The following is a 20527-nucleotide window of genomic DNA, read 5'->3' as shown; positions in this document are numbered from 1 at the left end:
TAAGTTACTGATCTTTCAGTCTGTGGATTCCGGTGAAGCCGGAAGGAACAGTACCCGAATTATCTTTAGGATAAGGTGCAGAGCGCTCAATAGCCCGTTTGACGGCCTCGTCAAAACCGGGAACGCCAGATGGTTTTTTTAAACGTATGCTGGAGATAGAACCATCGGGTAACAATTGCACGTCGAACTCTGCGGCCGGATTGCCGCTTACATCATCAGGCGCGTTAAAGTTAATATTATTCCGAATTTTAGCGCCAACCTTAGAGGCATATCCAGGATCGCCACCTTTTGGTCCTTGCGATTTTGCAGCGGTGCCAGTGCTATTGGCCGCGCCGTTACCGCTGGCTTGGCCTAGCAATTTTTTCATGGTGGCATCGTGCTGCGCCTGGTCAGCGGCTGCTTCAGCTTTTTTGGCCGCGTCTAATTTTTGCTTTTGTTTGGCATCGGCAGCTGCTTTCAGTTTGGCTTCTGCTGCATCAGCCTTTTTCTTCGCATCGTCCTCTTTTTGTTTTTCAGCCTTTGCATCAGCAGTGTCTTTTTTCGCTTTTTCTTTTTTGGCTAGTTCATCTTCTTTACGTTGTTGTTCTTGCTGTAGTGCTTTGTCTTTGCGATCTTGCTCTTCCTGATCGAGTTTTTTCTGCTCAAGCTCTTTACGTTTGCGCTCTTTGGCCAACGCGATTTCAGGATCAGGAACGACAGGTTGCTCCACAACCTTAGGTGGCGGTGGCGCAATAACTGGTTTTGGCTCTGGCAGCGGCTCCGGTGTGACTGGCTCCGGCTGCAATACAGGAGGAGGAGTCGGTGCTGGTGGCGCAGCCTCTTTCGCGTCCATGCTCCAGACTTCAGCTTCTACAGCGACAGGCACCTTGCTTTGCCACTGTACACCTATCCATAAGAATGCCAATAATGCAAAATGCACAACAGCCGCCAGCGCGATAGCGCGCCAGCGTCCGGGCTCTTGCGGAACGAGGTAAGGAGAGTGATTTTGTATATTTGCGGTCATGAGCTGATGATTACTTTGCAGCTAAACACTAGGTAAAGCATAGTCGTCACTTGGTAGCCAATCCAACGCGATTAATACCTAGCGTCTTGGCGTCAGAAATGGCCTTAATCACTTCGTCATATTTGATGTCTTTGTCAGCCGAAATCATCACTGCGATATCAGGGCTGTCAGCGTGTAAAGCGCGCAATCTATTGGTTAGCTGCCCTGGTTCTACCGCTTCAGGCTTGCTTGTGCCGCTTGATTGACCATGGACCCGCAGGCTGGCATCACCATTAGCCTTTAACGACACCTCGATATACTCAGTCGGTGGTGCGCTCGATTTGGCTGCATTGGGCAAGTTGATCACACTAGGATTCACCATCGGTGCGGACACCATAAAAATCACCAGCAACACCATCATCACGTCGATGTAAGGAACGACGTTGATTTCCGCTTTAAATTTACGCTGGCGTCCGCCGCGCATGGAGGAAAAGCCGGTCATTAGCGTGCCTGCCGTTGCAAAATGTTAGAGAATTCTTCAATAAAACTTTCAAAGCGAATCGCCAGACGGTCTACGTCATGTGAAAAGCGGTTGTAAGCGACCACCGCAGGAATCGCTGCAAACAAACCAATCGCCGTAGCAATCAAGGCTTCTGCAATACCGGGTGCGACCGCTGCCAAAGTAGCTTGCTGGACGTTAGCTAAACCGCGAAACGCATTCATGATGCCCCAAACCGTGCCGAGCAGACCGATGTAGGGTGATACTGAACCGACCGACGCCAGGAAGGCCAAATGCGATTCCAAGCCGTCCATTTCACGCTGATAAGCAGCGCGCATGGCGCGGCGTGCACCATCGAGCATGGCATTGGCATCAACGCCATTTTTATGTGCTGCGGTGGCTTGAATCTTGTTGTATTCATCCATACCCGCTGCAAAAATCCGTTCCATTGCTCCACTGCTGCTGCCGCGACGACGGTTGGAATTGGCATCTTGATACAGTTCGGTCAGATTGCCGCCCGACCAAAATGCGCGCTCAAATTCTTCAGTTTGCGCACGAGCTTTTTTAACAGCAAACATCTTGCGGAAAATATACGTCCAACTCATCACTGAAACTGCGAGTAACAGTAGCATCACCAGTTTGACGATGACAGAGGCATTGGTGATGAGAGTAAGAAATGATAAATCTTGAGTAACGGTCATAGTTTTGCTTTTCTTTGTTTTCGCTTAAATTCTTTTTAGCTTACTTTTAGCCTACTTACTGTTGATATGCTCTAGCACTGTAGGTGGAATTGCTTGCGGACGTAAGGTCTTTACGTTGACGCAAACTACCGTGATACGGCCGGTTGCCAGTAGCTTGGTTTCACCATCTTCAATGCGCCATGCCTCTTGAATAAAATCAACGGCGACACGGCCGAGGCGTTCGACTACAACTGTCAGGAATAGTTCATCATCCAAACGAGAAGGTGCGTGATATTCGACGGCGGTGCTTTTGACGATGAATACAACGCCGTCAGTTTCGATCAGTTTGCTTTGAATAATGCCGGTTGCGCGCAGCCATTCAGTGCGTGCTCTTTCGAAAAATTTCAAATAATTTGCATAAAATACAATACCGCCGGCGTCAGTGTCTTCGTAATATACGCGGATTTTCCATCTGAAATTTTGTTGGTTTACTACGTCCGTATCCAATATATCCAATGTATATCCGCCTTAATAATTTCGCTTAGATCTTAGATAGTAGATTTCAGATCTTAAACATTACGTTTAATCGCCAAGCCAGCAAACGCCTGGCAAGTCGGCATCATTTCGATGCGATTGATGTTGATATGTGCTGGCAAGGTTGCTATCCAATAAGCGGTGTCGGCAATATCTTCTGGCGTCAGTGGTTGCGTACCTTGATATACCTTGGCCGCTGCTTCGTCGTTGCCGTGAAAGCGTACATTAGAAAATTCTGTGCCACCGCACAAGCCCGGCGCAAGATCAGTCGCACGCACGCCAGTGCCAACGATATCGGCTCGCAGATTCAACGTGAATTGTTTGACGAAAGCTTTAGTGGCGCCGTAGACGTTACCGCCCGGATAGGGATGGATACCAGCAGCTGACCCGAGATTGATAATGGTGCCGCGATTCCGGGCTAACATACCGGGCAAAACTAAACGCGTTACTGTGACCAGGCCTTTGCAATTGGTCTCTATCATGGTTTCCCAATCTTCCAGCGAGGCTTGCTGAGCAGATTCGGTGCCTAATGCGAGGCCGGCATTGTTGATCAACACGTCAATTTCTTGCCATTCAGGCGGCAGTGACGCAAGTGCGGTAGTAATGGATTGCTTATCCGTCACATCCATGGTCACCGGTAGCAGAGCAGATCCCAATTCGGTGGCCAAATCATCAAGACGTTCTTTGCGACGGCCGGTGGCAATGACTTTATGGCCGTTTTTGACGAATGTACGGGCCATTGAAGCCCCGAAGCCTGCGGTTGCGCCGGTAATTAATACAATCATGGTTGCTTATCCTGTCTTATTTACAAGTTCGTTAGACTTCTTTCGGAAGCTAAGTAAGGGCGCATAACGGTTAAAACGCTGTTGCTCCCTCACTGCACGGTCTTACTGACTGCGTCGGGGCGCCTAGTCTAAACAGTTATACGGCCTTACATGTTCTCAGTAACCTTAAGTTACAGTCCCGTATCTGGTTTTGACGGAAGTCTGTTGTAAGCGAAGTAATGCCAAGTCGAAATTGTAGCCCAAATCTTGCCGAAAACACGCCCTTCACCTACAATGGCGGCACCATTTCGTCTCACGTGACTGGCGAAAAACCGTACTGACACTACCAAAAGTAGCTAGCGCAGTATCGGGAATAGGTGGGCATCCACCGGGAAGCGTGAGATTTTACCGCCGTGCGCCTGGGCAGCCCCGAATGGAAGTACTGAAAGTGCTATAGGTACGATTGAGGCTGCCGCAATTCCATATTTATTTGGCCCTTATTCGATCAGATCCCCCATCTATCAATCGGAGTATTCCATGTTTGCAAAAAATCACACCCTAGCCAATGTCGATCCAGAGTTGTGGAGCGCCGTTCAAAAAGAAAATCATCGCCAGCAAGAACATATTGAGCTGATCGCTTCTGAAAACTACACTTCGCCCGCCGTCATGGAAGCGCAAGGTACACAGTTGACGAATAAGTATGCCGAAGGCTATCCGGGCAAGCGTTATTACGGCGGTTGTGAGTTTGTCGATATCGCAGAGCAATTAGCGATTGACCGAGTGAAGCAATTGTTTGGCGCAGAAGCAGCCAACGTACAACCAAATTCCGGTTCGCAAGCCAACCAAGGTGTATTTTTTGCCATGCTGAAACCAGGTGACACCATCATGGGCATGTCGTTGGCTGAAGGCGGCCATTTGACGCACGGTATGGCGCTCAATATGTCTGGCAAATGGTTCAATGTTGTTTCATATGGCCTGAACGAAAAAGAAGAAATCGATTACGACGCGTTTGAGAAGCTAGCGCACGAAAAGAAGCCAAAGCTGATTATCGCAGGTGCATCGGCTTATGCTTTGAAAATTGACTTTGAGCGCATGTCAAAAGTAGCCAAAGCAGTTGGCGCCTACTTTATGGTGGATATGGCGCATTACGCAGGTTTGATCGCTGCGGGCGAATACCCGAATCCAGTTCCGCACGCAGATTTCGTCACGTCGACTACGCACAAATCTTTGCGTGGTCCACGCGGCGGTATCATCTTGATGAAAGCTGAACACGAAAAAGCGATTAATTCAGCGATTTTCCCAGGTATTCAAGGTGGTCCATTGATGCACGTGATTGCTGGTAAAGCGGTCGCATTTAAAGAAGCTCTGACGCCAGAATTCAAAGCTTATCAACAGCAAGTCGTGAAAAATGCAGATGCGTTGGCAAAAGCATTGATAGCGCGCGGTCTGCGTATTGTGTCGGGTCGTACTGAATCGCACGTCATGCTGGTTGATTTACGCGCGAAGAAAATTACTGGCAAAGAAGCAGAAGCCATTCTTGGCGCTGCACACATGACTTGTAACAAGAATGCGATTCCGAACGATCCGGAAAAACCATTCGTGACATCAGGTATCCGCCTTGGCAGTCCAGCATTCACTACACGTGGTTTCAAGGAAGCAGAAGCCACTAAAGTGGGTAATTTGATCGCCGACGTGCTGGACAACCCACATGATGCAGCGACGATAGAACGCGTAAAAGTGGAAGTGAAAAAATTGACTGATGCATTCCCAGTGTACGAAAAATAATTTTTTGTATTATTGAGCTAGCTGTAAAATCATAAGGGCGCAAAATTTTATTGCGCCCTTATTTAAAGTATGCCCAAAAAATCGTTTATACGTTGTTGCGCCTCCTTGCCGTACAGTCGTACTGTCTGCGTTCGGCACGCCTAGTCTAAACAATTTTTTGGGCATACTTATATCTGTTTATCCCCAACGTCAGATTGCGCCATCATGAAATGTCCGTTCTGCCAACACGAAGAAACTCAGGTTCTGGATACCCGCGATTCGGAAGAGGGCGATGCTATTCGCCGCCGCCGTCGTTGTACCAACTGCGATAAGCGCTTTACGACGCATGAGCGGATAGAACTGGCGATGCCCATCATCGTCAAAAAGAACGGTAGTCGCACTGAGTTTGATGGTGACAAGTTGCGTGCCAGTTTGATGCTGGCTTTGCGCAAGCGCCCGGTTTCGGCCGAATCTTTAGATGAAGCCTTGCATCGCATTAAAGAAAAATTATTATCTAGCGGCGAGCGTGAAATCATCTCCGGCCATGTCGGAGAACTGGTCATGCACGAATTAAAACGACTCGATAAAATTGCCTATATCCGTTTTGCTTCTGTGTATAAAAGTTTTGAAGATGTGGCTGAATTTCAAAACATGATAGAAGAGTTTTCTGGTCCTGCGGCGTCACGCAAGGGTAAAAAGTAGGCTTCTGGCGCTAAAGTGGGACGGCTCCTGCTTTTTTGCATACTTGCAACATAATCCTTCCCTTAATTTGCCGCCATTGCTTTCCTAAAAATGGCGCATTCTTCCCTAAAACACATAAGATAAAAAGCCTGATCATTTGACTTAAGCATGTCATGCGGCATTCTCTTTTGTATTCCGGTTTTACACTGATAGAAATACTGATATCCATCACCGTGATGAGTATCTTGTTGGCTATCGGTGCGCCATCCATGCAGCATTTTGTGATTGAAAATCGCTTAAATTCGACTGTGAATCAATTCGTCGCAGCAACGATCTTTGCCAGATCAGAAGCGATTAAACGTGGTCGGCCAGTGCAACTCTGTCGTAGCGCAGATAGCGCCAATACTAGTTTGTGCGTCGGCACTGCTAAGGATGCGCGTGATGCGAATGATTGGGGAAGTGGATGGGTTGTGATGTTACTGGACGATCAGCAGGTTTTGTTGCGTCAGGGGGCATTGCCCGACAAGGTGCGCGTGACTGGTACGAAAAAAATCATCACCTATAACGCCGATGGCAATCCTGGCGCCAGTTTCGGAAACCTGGTGTTTGCCTATAACGATCAGTATTCTCGCATCGTTTGCATGAGTCGCAGTGGGCGGGTCAGAGTGTTGGTGGGGGTTACGGTTTGTGCTTAATAAAAAGGGACAGCGGCTTTACCATCATCGAATTAATGGTGGCGATGGTGATCGGTCTGGTGATGATGCTATTCGTGATACAGCTGTATTTGAGTATCAGTGCCAGCTATCGTTTGCATGACGACAATCTGCGTCTGCACCAAGATGGCCGATATGCGATGCAACTGATGGAAACGAATTTACGGCAAGCCGGCTTCGGTAATTTGAGCTCGACTGACATTAATGCTGCTCTTGTAGACAGAACTGATTTTGTCGATGAAGAGGGTAATCCCGGGAGGGGTTTGCGGGGCTGTGATCATGGCTACAATAAGCCTATGATGTCGCCCCCGGATTTTAGTTGTAGCAGCGGTACTGGGGCAGCAGCGTTTGAAGTCGCTTATCGTGTTAGCGATGACTTTGATTCTCTCAGCGGAGCGGGTGCCGACTGTAATGGTGCTAAAGCAAAAACATATGTTTTGCCAGCCACTCATCCGGCTTACCTCGTTAACAAGCCGGTCCATATTGTTGCCAATTTATTTTTTGTGGCCACACCTGCGCGTAGCAAAATTGCATCGTTATATTGCAACGGTAACGGCGGCACGATCGCACAACCATTATTGGATAATGTAGAAAACCTGCGCTTGCTGTATGGCGTAGCAGCGAATGGCGGATCTTCGGTACAGCAGTTTTTGAGCGCAGCAGATGTGGATGCATTGTCGTCTGATCAGCTAGTTAATTGGCGCAGAGTCGTCAGTGTGAAGTTATGTCTTCAAATCGTTGGCGCAAAGCATAATACTACGGAGCCACAGCATTACACGGACTGCGACGGCGTCGATCGAACGGCAAAAGATCATAAATTACGTGCTGTGTTGACCAGCGTGACGATGTTGCGTAATAGTGCAGGAAGCGCTGGCGCTGGTGTAGATAACTAGAGCAGCGGTATATTTTGTACAATCATCCCTTTTACCGCACTACGAGTGGACTCCATGACGCAAGCTGACGTTTTTATGGCGCAAGCATTACAACTTGCCGAACAAGCATTGTTTACCAGTGCGCCTAATCCCGCGATCGGGTGCGTGATTGTGCGCGATCAGCAAATTATTGGGCAAGGCTATACGCAAGCTCCTGGCGGCAATCATGCTGAAATTGAAGCATTAAGCGATGCGCAAGCCAAAGGCCATGATGTGCGTGGTGCGACGGTGTACGTGACACTGGAACCATGCAGCCATTTTGGCCGCACGCCGCCATGCGCCGATGCGTTGGTGCGTGCTGGCGTTGGCAAAGTGGTGGCGGCCATGTTGGACCCTAACCCGCAAGTAGCCGGGCAAGGATTTGCGCGCTTGCAAGCGGCGGGAATTATCGTGGAATCTGGTGTGCTGGCAGAGCAGGCGTATGAAATGAACATCGGGTTTTTCTCCCGAATGCAGCGCGGTAAACCTTGGGTGCGTTTGAAAGTGGCAGCCAGTCTGGATGGCAAGACCGCGCTATATAACGGACAAAGTCAATGGATTACCTCGCCGGCAGCGCGTGATGATGGGCATTTATGGCGCGCCCGTGCCGGTGCAATTTTGACTGGAATCGGCACCGTGAAAGAAGATAATCCTCAATTAACTGTCAGAGCGGTTCCTGTTGCGCGCCAACCGCTGCGTGTGATTATTGATAGTAAACTCAGCATAGCGCCGCTGGCACGGATTCTGGATGGCGATGCTACTTTAATTTTTTCTGCGATCGACAACGCAGAGAAGAAAGCCATTTTGCAAGCGCGAGGAGCTGAAGTAATCGTGCTGCCAAATGCACAAGGCAAAGTCGATTTGCCACAGGTAATACAGGAACTCGGGCGCCGTCAGATGAATGAGGTTCACATTGAAGCAGGTGCGAAGCTGAATGCATCCCTGATTCAAGAAGGGTGCGTGGATGAACTGCTAGTGTATCTGGCACCAAGCATACTGGGCGATGCACGTGGAATGTTTGCATTACCGGAATTAGAAAATTTGCAGGACAAATTTTCTTTGAAATTTCACCAAATCAAGCAAGTCGGCGAAGATATACGTATCCTTGCACGTTTCCTTTAATGTTGCCCTTGGAATTTTCGTTCAACAAAGTAGATTGGTATTGATCTGTCGCCGCTGTTGTGTGGTTATCCCAAGCGACAAATTTTGCATTAGCTCTATTAACTTTATTCGGATTATTTATGTTTACAGGTATCGTCGCCGCAGTCGGCAAAATTACTTCCGTAGTACCACACTCCACAGCGGCTGATGCCGGTGTGCGACTTATGATAGATGCAGGCGGACTCGCCATGCATGATGTCGCGCTGGGCGATTCGATTTCTCTCAATGGCGCTTGCATGACGGTGGTGGAAAAGACACCTGACGGTTTTGTAGTCGATGTTTCGCGTGAGAGCCTCAATTGCACTGCGGGTTTGGACGCGATCGGTGAAGTGAATCTGGAAAAAGCGCTGACCTTAGCTGAACGTTTAGGTGGTCATCTGGTGTCGGGTCACGTCGATGGTTTGGGCACTGTAAAGAAATTTGAGCCTGTCGGTGAGTCATGGGAGTTGGTGATACAAGCCCCACGTGATCTGGCTAAATATTTTGCCTACAAAGGCTCTGTTGTGGTTAACGGCGTCTCACTGACTGTGAATCGTGTCGAAGATACCGTTGATGCCTGTTTGTTCTCAATCAATCTGATTCCCCATACGATACAAGTGACGACATTGAAGCATTTGCGTGTCGGCAAACCGGTTAATCTGGAAGTTGATTTGATTGCGCGTTACGTGGAACGTATGCTGAATCCAGCTAGCGCATAGTTTTCGCCATATAAAAATACATAAAGATACATTCTGTTACGTGGCTTACGATTTGAGCATGGCTGACTGAATAAATTTTGGGTTAAATGTTGATGTATAGCATTGCTTATTTAACCCATCAGGTACAGTCATGAAAAAAATAATTCGTATGGCCACCGTTGCTTTCTTGGCCAGCGCCGGTTTGCTATTGTCGGCAACGCCTGCGCAGGCGCACGTCGATTGGTCGGTCAATATTGGTGTTCCTGGACCAGTTTATTATCCACCAGCACCGGTTTATTATGAGCCGCCTCCAGCTGTGATATATGAAACACCTCGACCAGTATATGTGCAGCCTAGACCCGTCTATGTAGAGCCGCAGCCTTACTATGAATCTCGTGATTACCGCTATCGGAATTATTGGCGCGATCGCAAATGGCGTGAAAAGCACGATGAATATCGTGGCCATGAATGGCGCGAGGGACGTGATCGAGATTAATTGGATTGTGCATACATAAGCTCTGCACTTCGCAATCGATTTTATGCAGTTGAAGTTTTGGTCAGGGTTGTTTGTCAAGGACAAGGATCGAAGTCATCGTTGAAAAAAGCAACGCAATGACACATCCCGTTACACAGATTACGACTTGAACATAGCGAGGTGACGAAATTTTAGGTTAAATGATGATGTGCATCACTTATTTAACCCGCAGGGACTATCATGAAAAAATTCATCCGTATTGCAGCTATTGCCATGCTCGCAGGGACAAGCATGTTCCTGGCGATAACTCCAGCGCAAGCGGGCGTTGGAGTGTCTCTCAATGTTGGTATTCCTGGTCCGGTTTACTATCCGCCAGCGCCCGTTTATTATCCGCCACCACCAGTGGTTTATGCACCTAGACCAGTTTATTACCCTCCAGCGCCAGTCTATGTTGGTGTAGGGCCATATTATGGTTATCGCGGCTATCCTTATCGGGGCTATTATGGCTACCACGGCGGGTATCGTGGACACGCTTGGCACGGACACGGCAGACGTTAATTCGAAATAAGTAGAAATGCTGCAGAAAACATACAGTGAAAAATTTCACTGTATGTTTATACAGTACTCGTGCTAAAGTAATAGCTCCTTCAACGAGACGGAGCTAATCATGACGAATTTGACCATTACTTCGGATTCCCTGTATGGCATGGAATCTACCCCTACATCCATCCTGCTGCGCTTTGGCAAACGCGAATTATTCATTTGCCGTGATTACTACAAGCGCTTATACAAAAGCAATCCTCTTATTGAATGCAGTGCCGGCGTACAGCCCGGGCATCTGCAAATACTTTTGCTGCGACGCTGGTTAGTTGTTATGTCAAAAGCACATTAAAAGCTGATTCAGCCTTATTTTCCTACTAATGTGTTTGTGCTGTCCGCAACATTTTCGGTAAAGCGATTTGGTTCTTTGGCGTCTTGAGTCAGAAAATAGATGATTGCAATCCATCCCAAAAGTGGAATTAACCATAGAAGTTGCCACCAGCCGCTGCGATCAGTATCGTGAAGACGGCGACTGCCAACAGCTAGCGATGGGACGAGAGTTGCGACGGCAAATACGTCGTTGAATACTTTATTGATAGAGGATAAAACCAAGGATCCCAGTATTAGAAACAAAAAGAACCACCAGAACTCTGCCTTGGAAGCACGACCGGCAAAGTAGGCGTATTTATAAAAACACGTTTTAATCGCGTCAACGAAACCCATTTGTATCTCCTGATATGAACAAAAAATTGTGATATTTCAATGTTTCATTTCGATAACAACAAATATAATAGTTTCTTTTTGGAAAAATATCTAGGACGTTGTCACAAGGGAAATTAAATGCCCAATTGATTCTGATATTTTTGGCAAGGCGTGCGAGTATTCTATGAAAAATAAAAAAAAGGGATGCATTTTTATATGCATCCCTTTTTTATTTTCAATGCCGGAGTTTCGCCAGCCAAAAGCAAAAATGGCTACAAGCATTAAGCATGTAACCATTTGATTTCGCTACGTATTCTGTGGGGTGGCTGATGGGGCTCGAACCCACGACAACAGGAATCACAATCCTGGACTCTACCAACTGAGCTACAGCCACCGCTGTCTTACTGTTATTACCTGTTCAGTGTGATCAGAACAGCTCGCTATTATACAAACTAAAATTCTGGCTGGCAAATCAAAAATGCGTGAATTGCGTAATTACTTTTACTACGCCTTATTAAATATCGGCGGTTTCAGTATTTGGCGCTTGTAATACTGTCGGATGCAAAAGCAATAGTTGAGAAAATGCCGTTTTCAGCACGTTTTGATTGCCACTGGTATAGGCAATTAAATCACCTGCGGTTTTTTTTGTGCTTTGTGAATGCTGCAACGTCATTAGCACACGCAACAATTGTCTGGTCACTGCATCACCGGTATCGATGATGTTAATAGTGTTATCGGTCAGGCGTTTGATGATTTTTTCTATCAAGGGTTGAACGAAAGGGTAGTGGGTGCAGCCAAGGACCAAGGTATCAGCGCCAGATTTGATTAAAGGTGCAACATACCGCTCGATTAATTGCTCAGTTGCTGCTTCGTGCAACTGGCCGCGTTCAATTTGATCGACCAGGCCAACGCAGGCCTGCAGTTCGAACTGGACGTTATTTTCCAGGCTGATTTGCTGCATGAGTGCAGTGAACGGCGCACTAGCGAGTGTACTTTTAGTCGCGAGTACGCCGACGATTTTACTGTGGGTTTGTTGTGCGGCGGGTTTCAGGCCGGGCTCGACACCAACAATTGGCAATGCAGGATAAGCGCTGCGAACTATTTTGATAGCAGCCGCAGTAGCGGTATTACAGGCTATTACTAAGGCCTTCGCTCGCTGTTGCTGGAGAAAGGCCGTGATGCTGAGAGTACGTTCTATAATTTCTTGCTCTGTTTTGTCGCCATACGGCGCATAACCTGAGTCGGCAAAATACACCAAATTTTCGTTCGGTAACGCACGGCGTATGTGACGCAGCACAGAAAGGCCGCCGATGCCGGAATCAAAAATACCGATGGGCGCTGCGCTTAACGTCGTTATCGCTGGCGACTCCATCGGCATGGTTGAGTTCATGGCAGTATCGTATTAATTAAATGCGTTAAATGTATTGGCTTAGATTGCGGTAACCGGAATATTCGCCAATGATGCATGCGAAATCTTTTCTTGCCATTCTTTCGGGCCGGTATTGTGGACCGAAATACCGTTGGAATCGACGGCAACAGTTACTGGCATATCTTTCACATCGAATTCATAAATCGCTTCCATCCCCAAATCAGCAAAGCCTATGACTTTAGCTGATTTGATTGCCTTCGATACCAGATAAGCGGCACCGCCGACTGCCATCAGATAGGCAGATTGATGCTTCTTGATAGACTCAATCGCAGCTGGTCCACGTTCTGCTTTACCAATCATCGAAATCAAACCAGTTTGTTCCAGCATCATGTCGGTGAATTTATCCATCCGCGTTGCAGTAGTTGGACCTGCAGGGCCGACGGCTTCATCACGGACTGGATCAACCGGGCCGACATAATAGATAACGCGATTAGTGAAATCGACTGGGAGTTTTTCGCCTTTTGCCAGCATATCTGCAATGCGCTTATGGGCTGCATCGCGGCCGGTTAACATTTTGCCGTTCAAAAGCAAAGTTTGGCCTGGTTTCCAGGACGCGACTTCTTCTTTGGTTAGCGTATCTAGATTGACTTGCTTGGATTTTTCAGTATCTGGCGTCCAGTGTACTTCTGGCCACTCAGACAGCGACGGCGGTGTCATGAATGCCGGACCGGAACCATCAAGCACAAAATGACCATGACGCGTTGCCGCGCAATTTGGAATCATAGCGACCGGTTTTGAGGCTGCATGCGTAGGATGCATCATGATTTTGACATCCAGCACCGTGGTCAAGCCGCCCAGACCTTGCGCACCGATACCGAGCGCATTGATTTTCTGGAATAGCTCAATCCGTAATTCTTCGGTTTTGTTTTGAGGCCCGCGCTTAAGCAAGTCATACATGTTGATATCTTCCATCAACACTTCTTTTGCCATCAACATGGCTTTTTCAGCTGTGCCGCCGATACCAATTCCGAGCATCCCTGGTGGGCACCAGCCTGCACCCATAGTCGGGACAGTTTTCATCACCCAATCGACCAACGAGTCGGATGGATTAAGCATGACGAATTTGGTTTTGTTTTCCGAACCGCCACCTTTTGCCGCGATCTGCACATCGACTTTATTGCCCGGCACGACTTCCATGTGGATCACGGCTGGGGTGTTGTCTTTGGTATTTTTGCGATCAAACTGCGGATCAGCGACGATGGACGCGCGCAGCATATTGTCTGGATTCAGATAGCCACGACGCACACCTTCGTTGACGGCATCCGCGATAGAACCTTTGAAACCTTCAAAGCGCACATCCATACCAATTTTCAAGAAAACATTGACGATGCCGGTGTCCTGACAAATCGGACGTTTGCCTTCAGCGCACATCCGCGAATTGGTCAAAATTTGTGCAATAGCATCTTTGGCGGCAGGGCTTTGTTCCATCTCATAGGCGCGTGCCAAATGCTGGATGTAATCAACCGGATGGTAATAGCTGATGTATTGCAGCGCTGCTGCGACGGATTCAATGAGGTCTTCTTGCTTGACTGTAGTAAGGGTGGTCATGGCGTTTCTTTGATAGAAGTGGAGGTAAGGGTTTAATGTTTAGCCTGACTTTGCGTTGTCGTCATGATGCGATCACACCAGGCAATGGCTAAGGCTGATAACAAAAAGGTGATGTGTATGCCAGTTTGCGCCAATAATGTTTTAGCGTCATAAGCACCGGCATTGATGAAAGTTTTGAGCAAATGGATAGACGAAATACCAATGATCGCCATTGCCAGTTTTACTTTCAATACAGATGCATTCACATGCGATAGCCATTCTGGCTGATCCGGATGTTGTTCTAAATTCATGCGTGAAACAAACGTTTCATAACCGCCAACAATGACCATGATGAGCAAGTTGGAAATCATCACCACATCAATTAGTCCCAGCACAACGAGCATGATGGTTGTTTCATTTAATTTGTCTGGGCGCGGCGTGCCTGGGATGGCAACTGCATCGAGAATATGTTGTAACGACGAGGCATTACCAAATACGGCACCGATTAAATCACTTAACTCGACCCAGAAATGAAATACATATACGCATTGCGCCAAAATCAAGCCGAGATACAGAGGCAATTGTAGCCAGCGGCTCATGAAAATTAAATTGGGAATAAAGCCAATGACTTTATTGGGTGCTGTAATTTGATTATCGTTCATAGGGGAGCAGAGAGGTTACAGGATCGATGCCGCGCTATTTTACACTTCCTGACGTCGAAATTGCTGAGGCCAGCTGGCGATGGCAATTCCGCTTAATACTAATATCAGTGCCACTAAGTGCGCCCAACTTAGTTGTTCATGCAAAAACACGACGCCAACAAAGGCCGCGGCGATTGGCATAAATGCCGTAAAAATACCGGCGACATTGGCCGGAACGTGCTTGGAGCCTGATAACCATAGCCAAAATGCAAACACACTGGCCGCTAATGCGTACCAAATAATGATGCCCCACATGTTGATAGTGATAGTAGAAAAATCATAAGACCAGGCCGCCGTTAAACCAAACGGCAGCATCAAAAATAAGCCAAGCAAGTGGCTATAAGCAGTGATGCGCATTGGCGATAAGCTACCGGTAAGGCGTTTGGAGAACACAACATAAATGGACTCACAAATCACGGCCGCAATAACAAACAGATTGCCAATAAGTGAAGAGGTAGCAGTGGTCGTACCGGTATCGGTTTTCGCCAACGTCAGCACGGCGATACCCAGAATCGCGAGTAATATGGAAATCATGGTACGACCGCTGAGTTGTTCTTTTAAGATCAGGCGGGATAAAATCGCCACGGTCGCAGGTAAGGTACTGGTGATGACACCTGCCGCTGTCGCAGTGGTGTGTTGCACACCGTAAAGCATGCATAAGGTGAATAAGAAAGTCCCGAAAAAAGTTTGCACGCATAAATTTATCCACTCGCCGCGAGTCAGTCGCGTACCAGTTTTAAAATATTGCGGAGCCATTGCTATGACGGCGATCACATAGCGCAACAGCCCAAACAATACCACTGGCATGATGGCGACTGCGGCTTTGCCAAAGCCGATGTTGGCGCCGGTAAGTAGCATGGCCAGCGTGAGGAGAGAATAGGAAACAGTGTTGGATTTAGATGAATGCATGCGGTATTGTAATGGTCTTGACGGATTAACGTTTTTGAAGCGGTGATCTTCGAAGTGGTGAGTGTAAGCTTCAGGTAAGTGTAAAAGCTTTTATATCTATAAATGAAAACGAGATAAGCGTATGGCAAATATCGAAACCCTCTCAAACGAAACAAGAATTTTCTCGCCTTCTGCGGAGTTCAGTAAGACCGCAGCAATCTCCAGCATGGATGCATATCACGCGCTATGTGCCGAAGCTGCTACGGATGAACAAGGATTCTGGGGGCGCCTTGCGCGCGAGAATTTGCATTGGCATAAACCATTTACGCAAGTGCTGGACGAGTCCAATGCACCGTTTTACAAATGGTTTGAAGACGGTCAGCTAAACGTTTCGTATAACTGCCTTGATGTCCATCTGCAAAATGGCAATGCAGACAAAGTTGCTCTTGTGTTTGAGTCCGATAGTGGCGATGTCGTCAAAGTGACTTACCAGCAGCTGTACGAGAAAGTCTGCAAATTAGCCAATGGCTTGAAATCACTCGGCATCCAGAAGGGTGATCGCGTCGTGATTTATATGCCGATGTCGGTTGAGGGCGTGGTTGCCATGCAAGCCTGCGCGCGTATCGGAGCAACCCACTCAGTGGTGTTTGGTGGCTTCTCTGCCAAATCATTACAAGAGCGCATCATTGACGCTGGCGCAGTGGCAGTATTGACGGCAGATTACCAGGTACGCGGAAGTAAACATTTGCCGTTGAAAGCAATTGTTGATGAAGCGCTGGCATTGGGTGGTTGTGAGTGCATCAAGAATGTTATCGTGTACCAACGCACCGGCGGCGAAGTGAAATTTGCCGAGGGACGTGATCATTGGTTGCATGAGCTAGTGAAAGAACAAGCGGCCGAATGTACGCCAGAATGGGTTGGCGCGGAACACCCGCTCTTCATCTTGTACACATCCGGTTCGACAGGCACACCCAAAGGCGTGCAACATTCCTCGGGCGGTTATCTGCTGTGGGCAGCGTTGACGATGAAATGGACTTTCGATATCAAGCCGACTGATGTGTTCTGGTGTACTGCCGACATTGGCTGGATCACAGGCCATACCTATATCGCTTACGGCCCGTTGGCAGTTGGTGCTACGCAAATCATCTTTGAAGGCATTCCAACATTCCCGAATGCTGGTCGTTTTTGGGACATGATTGCGCGCCACAAAGCCACCATTTTCTACACCGCACCGACCGCGATACGTTCGTTGATCAAAGCCGCCGATGCGGATGCCAATATTCATCCGAGCAAATACGATTTATCGTCCTTGCGACTGCTAGGATCTGTGGGTGAGCCGATCAATCCGGAAGCATGGATGTGGTACCACAAAAATATCGGCGCAGAGCGTTGCCCGATTGTCGACACTTTCTGGCAAACCGAAACTGGTGGCCACATGATTTCACCACTGCCCGGTGCAACGCCGCTAGTGCCAGGTTCTTGTACTTTGCCGATGCCAGGAATTGCCGCTGTGATTGTGGATGAAGCAGGCCATGATTTGCCTAACGGGCAGGGCGGTCTTTTGGTCGTCAAACGTCCATGGCCAGCGATGATACGCACCATCTGGAATAACCCTGAGCGTTACAAGAACGCCTATTTCCCTGCCGAATTCGGTGGCAAAGTGTATCTGGCGGGTGATGGTTCGGTGCGTAATAAAGACACTGGCTATTTCACCATTACTGGCCGCATCGACGACGTCCTCAACGTTTCCGGCCACCGTATGGGCACGATGGAAATCGAATCCGCACTGGTCGCCAATCCTATGGTCGCTGAAGCTGCAGTAGTGGGGCGCCCAGACGACACCACCGGCGAAGCCATCTGCGCCTTCGTCGTACTCAAACGCAGTCGTCCAACCGGTGAAGAAGCCAAGCAGATTGCCAAAGAGTTACGCGACTGGGTAGCCAAAGAAATCGGCCCGATTGCCAAGCCCAAAGAAATTCGCTTCGGTGACAATTTACCAAAAACCCGTTCAGGCAAGATCATGCGGCGCTTACTCAGAATTTTGGCCAAAGGAGAGGAAATTACGCAAGACATCTCTACCTTGGAAAACCCAGCAATTCTTGAACAGTTAAAAGAAGCGCAATAAAAATAGGATAGGTTGTGGCGGCAGAAAACAACTACACTCCTAAAATTATTGCTATAATGCTCGGCTTCGTGAAAGCGAAGACAGCATTACCGTATCAGGAGAGATGGATGAGTGGTTTAAGTCGCACGCCTGGAAAGCGTGTGTAGGTTCATAGCCTACCGGGGGTTCGAATCCCCCTTTCTCCGCCAATAATACATATAACCCCTTGATTTCATTAGGAATCAAGGGGTTTTTCTATTTCAACTATCAAATCAACATCAAATATTCCCGTGTAACTTTCGTTTCAATTCCACTTCGTGAGTACTGCAATTAAATTGCATGATGCTATTGTGTATTATAATTATATCAATTCGGGATGTCCCATCTCTACTAGCTTGCGTGCCCAATAATGGGCGATACCGCAAGCTTCCATTCCGATCAAGCACGGTTCCAATTTGATGAAAAACTCCAGCATCCTGGATCGGTCTAATTTCTTGCGCAATACCGTTTCGCCATAACCATCTACACCATGAATCTGAAAAACCATCTTTGCTAAATCGATGCCTATCGTAGTAATCTTCATGATGGACGCTCCTTTCAGTTAAGCGAGATATTCCCGCTATTTTGGCACTTCGATGCCGTTTTGAAAGAGGGCGTCCATTCCATTAAAGCCCACTAACGAACAAGCTCTGCCGTATCTGCGTAATCCAGCGGCACTGGCGAATAAAGTGTATAGCAATCGCTTAGGTAACACGACACCAGGTGATGGCTACCAATATCGTGGTCGGGGTTTGCTGCAAGTGACTGGTAAAGACAATTATGCCGTGGTTGGTAAAGCGCTCAAACTCGATTTAGAAAATACACCTGATCTGTTGGCGCAACCTGTAATCGCACTTCACGCCTCTATCGCTTGGTGGGAAGGTAATGTACCCGATTGCATCATGGGCGATCTCGTGAGAGTGACTAAGCGTGTCAATGGCGGCATCAACGGCTTGGCGCACCGTGAGTTACTTACCAGCGCAGCAATGAGGACGATCGTGTGATTAGACTGGACGTGATGTACCCGGTCTTATACTAAGTCTGCGTTTTATGGCCCTAGCTTCGTTTTTCTTTTTGTTTTCAAGATCATCGTAGATGGCAAATGCCCTGTCTCGGAGATTGATAGCGACAAAAATACCAAGCATTATCACAGCCAAAGCACCGATAAAAAGCATGATGTTGCGGGGCATCCTAAGTTGAGCAATTACATTAAGTCGTGAAAACTCTCGATGCGCAATGAAGTATTTAGCACCAAGAGTGGTTAAAGAAAAGGCAGAGAGTCCTCCTGCTATTGAAAGTGCGGTAGATATATTGATAAAACTGTCCGCAAGTTTTTCTGCACTCTTATCCGAGCCTTTGCGTGTATTTTGCAAAAGTTTTTCCATGTTTTTTTCATGCATTTTTCCAAAGTAGGAAGTAATTTTACTTTCAAGTTTCACGCGAATTTTGTTCATTTGAATTTTCAGTTTCAGATTTTCACTTGCAAACAAATTAGTTAAAGCACGCGACGCGGGCCAATGTGCTTTTCGCCTCACCCTTGTTCAATCAAGGGGCGAGTCTGTGATGCAAGCCGTTTAGGGTTACTGATAAATTGTCGTGCACAGCCTCGACACTTAAATACAGGCCTGCGATCTGGAGACCATCCCTTAACATACACATCTCCACTTGCACACAATGGGCATGACGTACCGGCAGGCACTGGTGGCAGTGGAATTTTGGACGCGTGTTTTGATTGGTTGGGGTTCTTGGGCGGATACATAAAGGAGCTTCGGCAATCCTTGCAGCGATATTTATACCGACCATCTGGATGTTTTTCTTGCAGTAAATTTTTGCTGGTACAGGCAGGGCAACAGATGCTGTCGGGAATCGGCAATGATTGTCTACGTTCAACATGTAAAGCAAAACTATGCTGACAGCTATTGCATTTTATCGTAGGGTTATCCGGGGTATTACGACGCCAAAAAATTAAGTCGTCGCTATCGCAACGCATACAGCGTATCCCTTGCTGTGCCGGGGTAATACCAAATCGAAAGGATGGGCGTGAGGTCAGTGGCCGCACATCGAGTTCGTCTATCAATGGCTGCAAGCGCGCAATATAAGTATGCACTTGCTTCTCTATGCTGCACCCAATGACATGGGTTGTGCGGCTAATTTTCCATGTTCCCCACAATACCAGTGCCGTTGCATATAGCCGCCGATAGTGTTCGGAACGCAGCCGATGGAACGGGGTGCTATGCGTAGCAGAAAAATGACTACTACAAGCGGTACACTCATAATACTGTTCGCTAGACACGCAATATCTTTTTTGTATGCTGGTGCTGTTGCACATCGGGCACACCGTGGGTTTATAACGATGCGGCCAATAGGCATCCAAGCGCTGTATCAATTGGCGCAATGCCGGTTCTTCTTGCCATATTTGGGCCGCCTTTTGTTGATCTTCTGCCGAGTTATGACCAAAGGTTTCTTCAAACCACAGTGGTAGCGATTTGATCACTGCCTCTTTGGTGATCAAGCGCACTGCAGGTGTTTGGAGATAGCGTAAAAATTGCGGGGAAATAAATGGCGTGATGAGCAATTCTTCTATGAGTGGCGCTAAACGTCGAATATAGCTATATAGTTGCGTGGCATGCTTCGACAGACCAACGATTGGGAGCGCTTGCATCACTGTCCACGGCCCAAACAAAATTAATGCGACGGCATATAAACAGGGGTAATTATTTTTCCGTATTTTTCCAAAAGGCGTGCCTTCAGTGCCG

At 47.7% G+C, this 20527-nt stretch carries 23 protein-coding genes, 2 tRNA genes, 1 pseudogene and 1 riboswitch; of the genes and pseudogenes, 12 read left to right on the top strand and 14 right to left on the bottom strand.

Translation table 11 applies throughout. The features are described 5' to 3' along the window. Positions 1-4: 4 nt before the first annotated feature. From tolA to GEV47_RS10720, 5 genes are all read right to left on the bottom strand, one after another. Positions 5-1003, bottom strand: coding sequence for a cell envelope integrity protein TolA (gene tolA, locus GEV47_RS10740; RefSeq protein WP_153234780.1), 999 nt, complete (start codon positions 1001-1003; stop codon positions 5-7). Positions 1004-1049: 46 nt separating this feature from the next. Next, a complete protein-coding gene (locus GEV47_RS10735; protein ID WP_153234779.1) occupies positions 1050-1484 on the bottom strand; it encodes an ExbD/TolR family protein in 435 nt (144 codons plus the stop codon). Further along, entirely contained in the window at positions 1484-2182 is a 699-nt protein-coding gene (gene tolQ / locus GEV47_RS10730) for a protein TolQ (RefSeq protein WP_153234778.1), read from the bottom strand. Before tolQ ends, GEV47_RS10735 begins: the two co-directional genes overlap by 1 nt. Positions 2183-2233: 51 nt before the next feature. Then, entirely contained in the window at positions 2234-2668 is a 435-nt protein-coding gene (gene ybgC, locus GEV47_RS10725; protein ID WP_153234862.1) for a tol-pal system-associated acyl-CoA thioesterase, read from the bottom strand. A 62-nt stretch (positions 2669-2730) separates the two neighbouring features. After that, complete coding sequence (locus GEV47_RS10720) at positions 2731-3480, bottom strand: SDR family oxidoreductase (RefSeq protein WP_153234777.1); 750 nt, start codon at positions 3478-3480, stop codon at positions 2731-2733. Positions 3481-3766: 286 nt separating this feature from the next. Further along, positions 3767-3891, top strand: a riboswitch (ZMP/ZTP riboswitch). A 105-nt stretch (positions 3892-3996) separates the two neighbouring features. On the opposite strand from GEV47_RS10720, the gene glyA reads away from it, so the two are divergent. From glyA to GEV47_RS10675, 9 genes are all read left to right on the top strand, one after another. Then, positions 3997-5244: a serine hydroxymethyltransferase gene (gene glyA / locus GEV47_RS10715; RefSeq protein ID WP_153234776.1), complete on the top strand. Its 1248-nt coding sequence runs from the start codon at positions 3997-3999 to the stop codon at positions 5242-5244. A gap of 204 nt (positions 5245-5448) precedes the next feature. Beyond that, complete coding sequence (gene nrdR, locus GEV47_RS10710) at positions 5449-5925, top strand: transcriptional regulator NrdR (protein WP_153234775.1); 477 nt, start codon at positions 5449-5451, stop codon at positions 5923-5925. Positions 5926-6077: 152 nt separating this feature from the next. Then, on the top strand, positions 6078-6599 hold the full coding sequence (locus tag GEV47_RS10705) for a GspH/FimT family pseudopilin (RefSeq protein ID WP_153234774.1): 522 nt from the start codon (positions 6078-6080) through the stop codon (positions 6597-6599). After that, positions 6590-7510, top strand: a complete 921-nt coding sequence (locus tag GEV47_RS10700; RefSeq protein ID WP_194270646.1) for a PilW family protein — start codon at positions 6590-6592, stop codon at positions 7508-7510. Before GEV47_RS10705 ends, GEV47_RS10700 begins: the two co-directional genes overlap by 10 nt. A 54-nt stretch (positions 7511-7564) precedes the next feature. Further along, on the top strand, positions 7565-8650 hold the full coding sequence (ribD, locus tag GEV47_RS10695) for a bifunctional diaminohydroxyphosphoribosylaminopyrimidine deaminase/5-amino-6-(5-phosphoribosylamino)uracil reductase RibD (RefSeq protein ID WP_153234772.1): 1086 nt from the start codon (positions 7565-7567) through the stop codon (positions 8648-8650). Between the two features lie 119 nt (positions 8651-8769). After that, positions 8770-9387, top strand: a complete 618-nt coding sequence (locus GEV47_RS10690; protein WP_153234771.1) for a riboflavin synthase — start codon at positions 8770-8772, stop codon at positions 9385-9387. A 130-nt stretch (positions 9388-9517) separates the two neighbouring features. Further along, the gene (locus GEV47_RS10685) at positions 9518-9862 is read left to right on the top strand and encodes a hypothetical protein (protein ID WP_153234770.1); all 345 of its coding nucleotides are present in this window, start codon (positions 9518-9520) and stop codon (positions 9860-9862) included. Positions 9863-10114: 252 nt separating this feature from the next. Further along, positions 10115-10399: a hypothetical protein gene (locus tag GEV47_RS10680; protein WP_153234861.1), complete on the top strand. Its 285-nt coding sequence runs from the start codon at positions 10115-10117 to the stop codon at positions 10397-10399. A gap of 109 nt (positions 10400-10508) precedes the next feature. Then, positions 10509-10733 carry a hypothetical protein gene (locus tag GEV47_RS10675; protein WP_153234769.1) on the top strand — a complete coding sequence of 75 codons (225 nt, stop codon included), beginning with the start codon at positions 10509-10511 and terminating at the stop codon, positions 10731-10733. Between the two features lie 14 nt (positions 10734-10747). On the opposite strand, the gene GEV47_RS10670 is transcribed toward GEV47_RS10675, so the two are convergent. From GEV47_RS10670 to GEV47_RS10645, 6 genes are all read right to left on the bottom strand, one after another. Beyond that, positions 10748-11104, bottom strand: a complete 357-nt coding sequence (locus tag GEV47_RS10670) for a DUF805 domain-containing protein (RefSeq protein WP_153234768.1) — start codon at positions 11102-11104, stop codon at positions 10748-10750. Between the two features lie 297 nt (positions 11105-11401). Next, a tRNA-His gene (locus GEV47_RS10665) sits at positions 11402-11477 on the bottom strand. Positions 11478-11597: 120 nt separating this feature from the next. Next, positions 11598-12473, bottom strand: a complete 876-nt coding sequence (murI, locus tag GEV47_RS10660) for a glutamate racemase (RefSeq protein ID WP_153234767.1) — start codon at positions 12471-12473, stop codon at positions 11598-11600. Positions 12474-12512: 39 nt separating this feature from the next. Further along, positions 12513-14060: a fumarate hydratase gene (locus GEV47_RS10655; protein WP_153234766.1), complete on the bottom strand. Its 1548-nt coding sequence runs from the start codon at positions 14058-14060 to the stop codon at positions 12513-12515. A 32-nt stretch (positions 14061-14092) separates the two neighbouring features. Further along, complete coding sequence (locus GEV47_RS10650) at positions 14093-14701, bottom strand: YqhA family protein (protein WP_153234765.1); 609 nt, start codon at positions 14699-14701, stop codon at positions 14093-14095. A 39-nt stretch (positions 14702-14740) separates the two neighbouring features. After that, positions 14741-15649 (bottom strand): DMT family transporter, encoded by a 909-nt coding sequence (locus tag GEV47_RS10645; protein WP_153234764.1) that lies wholly within the window; start codon positions 15647-15649, stop codon positions 14741-14743. A gap of 121 nt (positions 15650-15770) precedes the next feature. Between GEV47_RS10645 and acs the strand changes: the two genes are divergently transcribed. Together acs and GEV47_RS10635 are read left to right on the top strand one after the other, a co-directional pair. Then, positions 15771-17753, top strand: a complete 1983-nt coding sequence (acs, locus tag GEV47_RS10640; RefSeq protein ID WP_153234763.1) for an acetate--CoA ligase — start codon at positions 15771-15773, stop codon at positions 17751-17753. Positions 17754-17850: 97 nt separating this feature from the next. Further along, positions 17851-17941, top strand: a tRNA-Ser gene (locus GEV47_RS10635). A 167-nt stretch (positions 17942-18108) separates the two neighbouring features. On the opposite strand, the pseudogene GEV47_RS10630 reads toward GEV47_RS10635, so the two are convergent. Further along, positions 18109-18315 (bottom strand): annotated as a pseudogene (locus GEV47_RS10630) (IS110 family transposase); the annotation flags it as partial. Between the two features lie 145 nt (positions 18316-18460). On the opposite strand from GEV47_RS10630, the gene GEV47_RS10625 reads away from it, so the two are divergent. Then, on the top strand, positions 18461-18775 hold the full coding sequence (locus GEV47_RS10625) for a glycoside hydrolase family 19 protein (RefSeq protein WP_194270644.1): 315 nt from the start codon (positions 18461-18463) through the stop codon (positions 18773-18775). Here GEV47_RS10625 and GEV47_RS10620 read toward each other — a convergent pair whose 3' ends face one another. Together GEV47_RS10620 and GEV47_RS10615 are read right to left on the bottom strand one after the other, a co-directional pair. Then, on the bottom strand, positions 18776-19225 hold the full coding sequence (locus GEV47_RS10620) for a hypothetical protein (protein ID WP_153234761.1): 450 nt from the start codon (positions 19223-19225) through the stop codon (positions 18776-18778). A 77-nt stretch (positions 19226-19302) separates the two neighbouring features. After that, the coding region (locus GEV47_RS10615) for a hypothetical protein (protein ID WP_228124663.1) at positions 19303-20527 on the bottom strand (1225 nt) is incomplete at its 5' end.

It is taken from the genome of Glaciimonas soli, from assembly GCF_009497155.1.
In the GTDB taxonomy this organism is placed as follows: domain Bacteria; phylum Pseudomonadota; class Gammaproteobacteria; order Burkholderiales; family Burkholderiaceae_D; genus Glaciimonas; species Glaciimonas soli.
This window is presented reverse-complemented; position numbering and strand designations above follow the sequence as displayed.

Coding starts and splice junctions, on each gene's coding strand:
- tolA (WP_153234780.1), bottom strand. CDS start 1,003: ATGACCGCAAATATACAAAATCACTCTCCTTACCTCGTTCCGCAAGAG.
- GEV47_RS10735 (WP_153234779.1), bottom strand. CDS start 1,484: ATGACCGGCTTTTCCTCCATGCGCGGCGGACGCCAGCGTAAATTTAAA.
- tolQ (WP_153234778.1), bottom strand. CDS start 2,182: ATGACCGTTACTCAAGATTTATCATTTCTTACTCTCATCACCAATGCC.
- GEV47_RS10720 (WP_153234777.1), bottom strand. CDS start 3,480: ATGATTGTATTAATTACCGGCGCAACCGCAGGCTTCGGGGCTTCAATG.
- glyA (WP_153234776.1), top strand. CDS start 3,997: ATGTTTGCAAAAAATCACACCCTAGCCAATGTCGATCCAGAGTTGTGG.
- nrdR (WP_153234775.1), top strand. CDS start 5,449: ATGAAATGTCCGTTCTGCCAACACGAAGAAACTCAGGTTCTGGATACC.
- GEV47_RS10705 (WP_153234774.1), top strand. CDS start 6,078: ATGCGGCATTCTCTTTTGTATTCCGGTTTTACACTGATAGAAATACTG.
- ribD (WP_153234772.1), top strand. CDS start 7,565: ATGACGCAAGCTGACGTTTTTATGGCGCAAGCATTACAACTTGCCGAA.
- GEV47_RS10690 (WP_153234771.1), top strand. CDS start 8,770: ATGTTTACAGGTATCGTCGCCGCAGTCGGCAAAATTACTTCCGTAGTA.
- GEV47_RS10685 (WP_153234770.1), top strand. CDS start 9,518: ATGAAAAAAATAATTCGTATGGCCACCGTTGCTTTCTTGGCCAGCGCC.
- GEV47_RS10680 (WP_153234861.1), top strand. CDS start 10,115: ATGCTCGCAGGGACAAGCATGTTCCTGGCGATAACTCCAGCGCAAGCG.
- GEV47_RS10675 (WP_153234769.1), top strand. CDS start 10,509: ATGACGAATTTGACCATTACTTCGGATTCCCTGTATGGCATGGAATCT.
- GEV47_RS10670 (WP_153234768.1), bottom strand. CDS start 11,104: ATGGGTTTCGTTGACGCGATTAAAACGTGTTTTTATAAATACGCCTAC.
- murI (WP_153234767.1), bottom strand. CDS start 12,473: ATGAACTCAACCATGCCGATGGAGTCGCCAGCGATAACGACGTTAAGC.
- GEV47_RS10655 (WP_153234766.1), bottom strand. CDS start 14,060: ATGACCACCCTTACTACAGTCAAGCAAGAAGACCTCATTGAATCCGTC.
- GEV47_RS10650 (WP_153234765.1), bottom strand. CDS start 14,701: ATGAACGATAATCAAATTACAGCACCCAATAAAGTCATTGGCTTTATT.
- GEV47_RS10645 (WP_153234764.1), bottom strand. CDS start 15,649: ATGCATTCATCTAAATCCAACACTGTTTCCTATTCTCTCCTCACGCTG.
- acs (WP_153234763.1), top strand. CDS start 15,771: ATGGCAAATATCGAAACCCTCTCAAACGAAACAAGAATTTTCTCGCCT.
- GEV47_RS10620 (WP_153234761.1), bottom strand. CDS start 19,225: ATGAACAAAATTCGCGTGAAACTTGAAAGTAAAATTACTTCCTACTTT.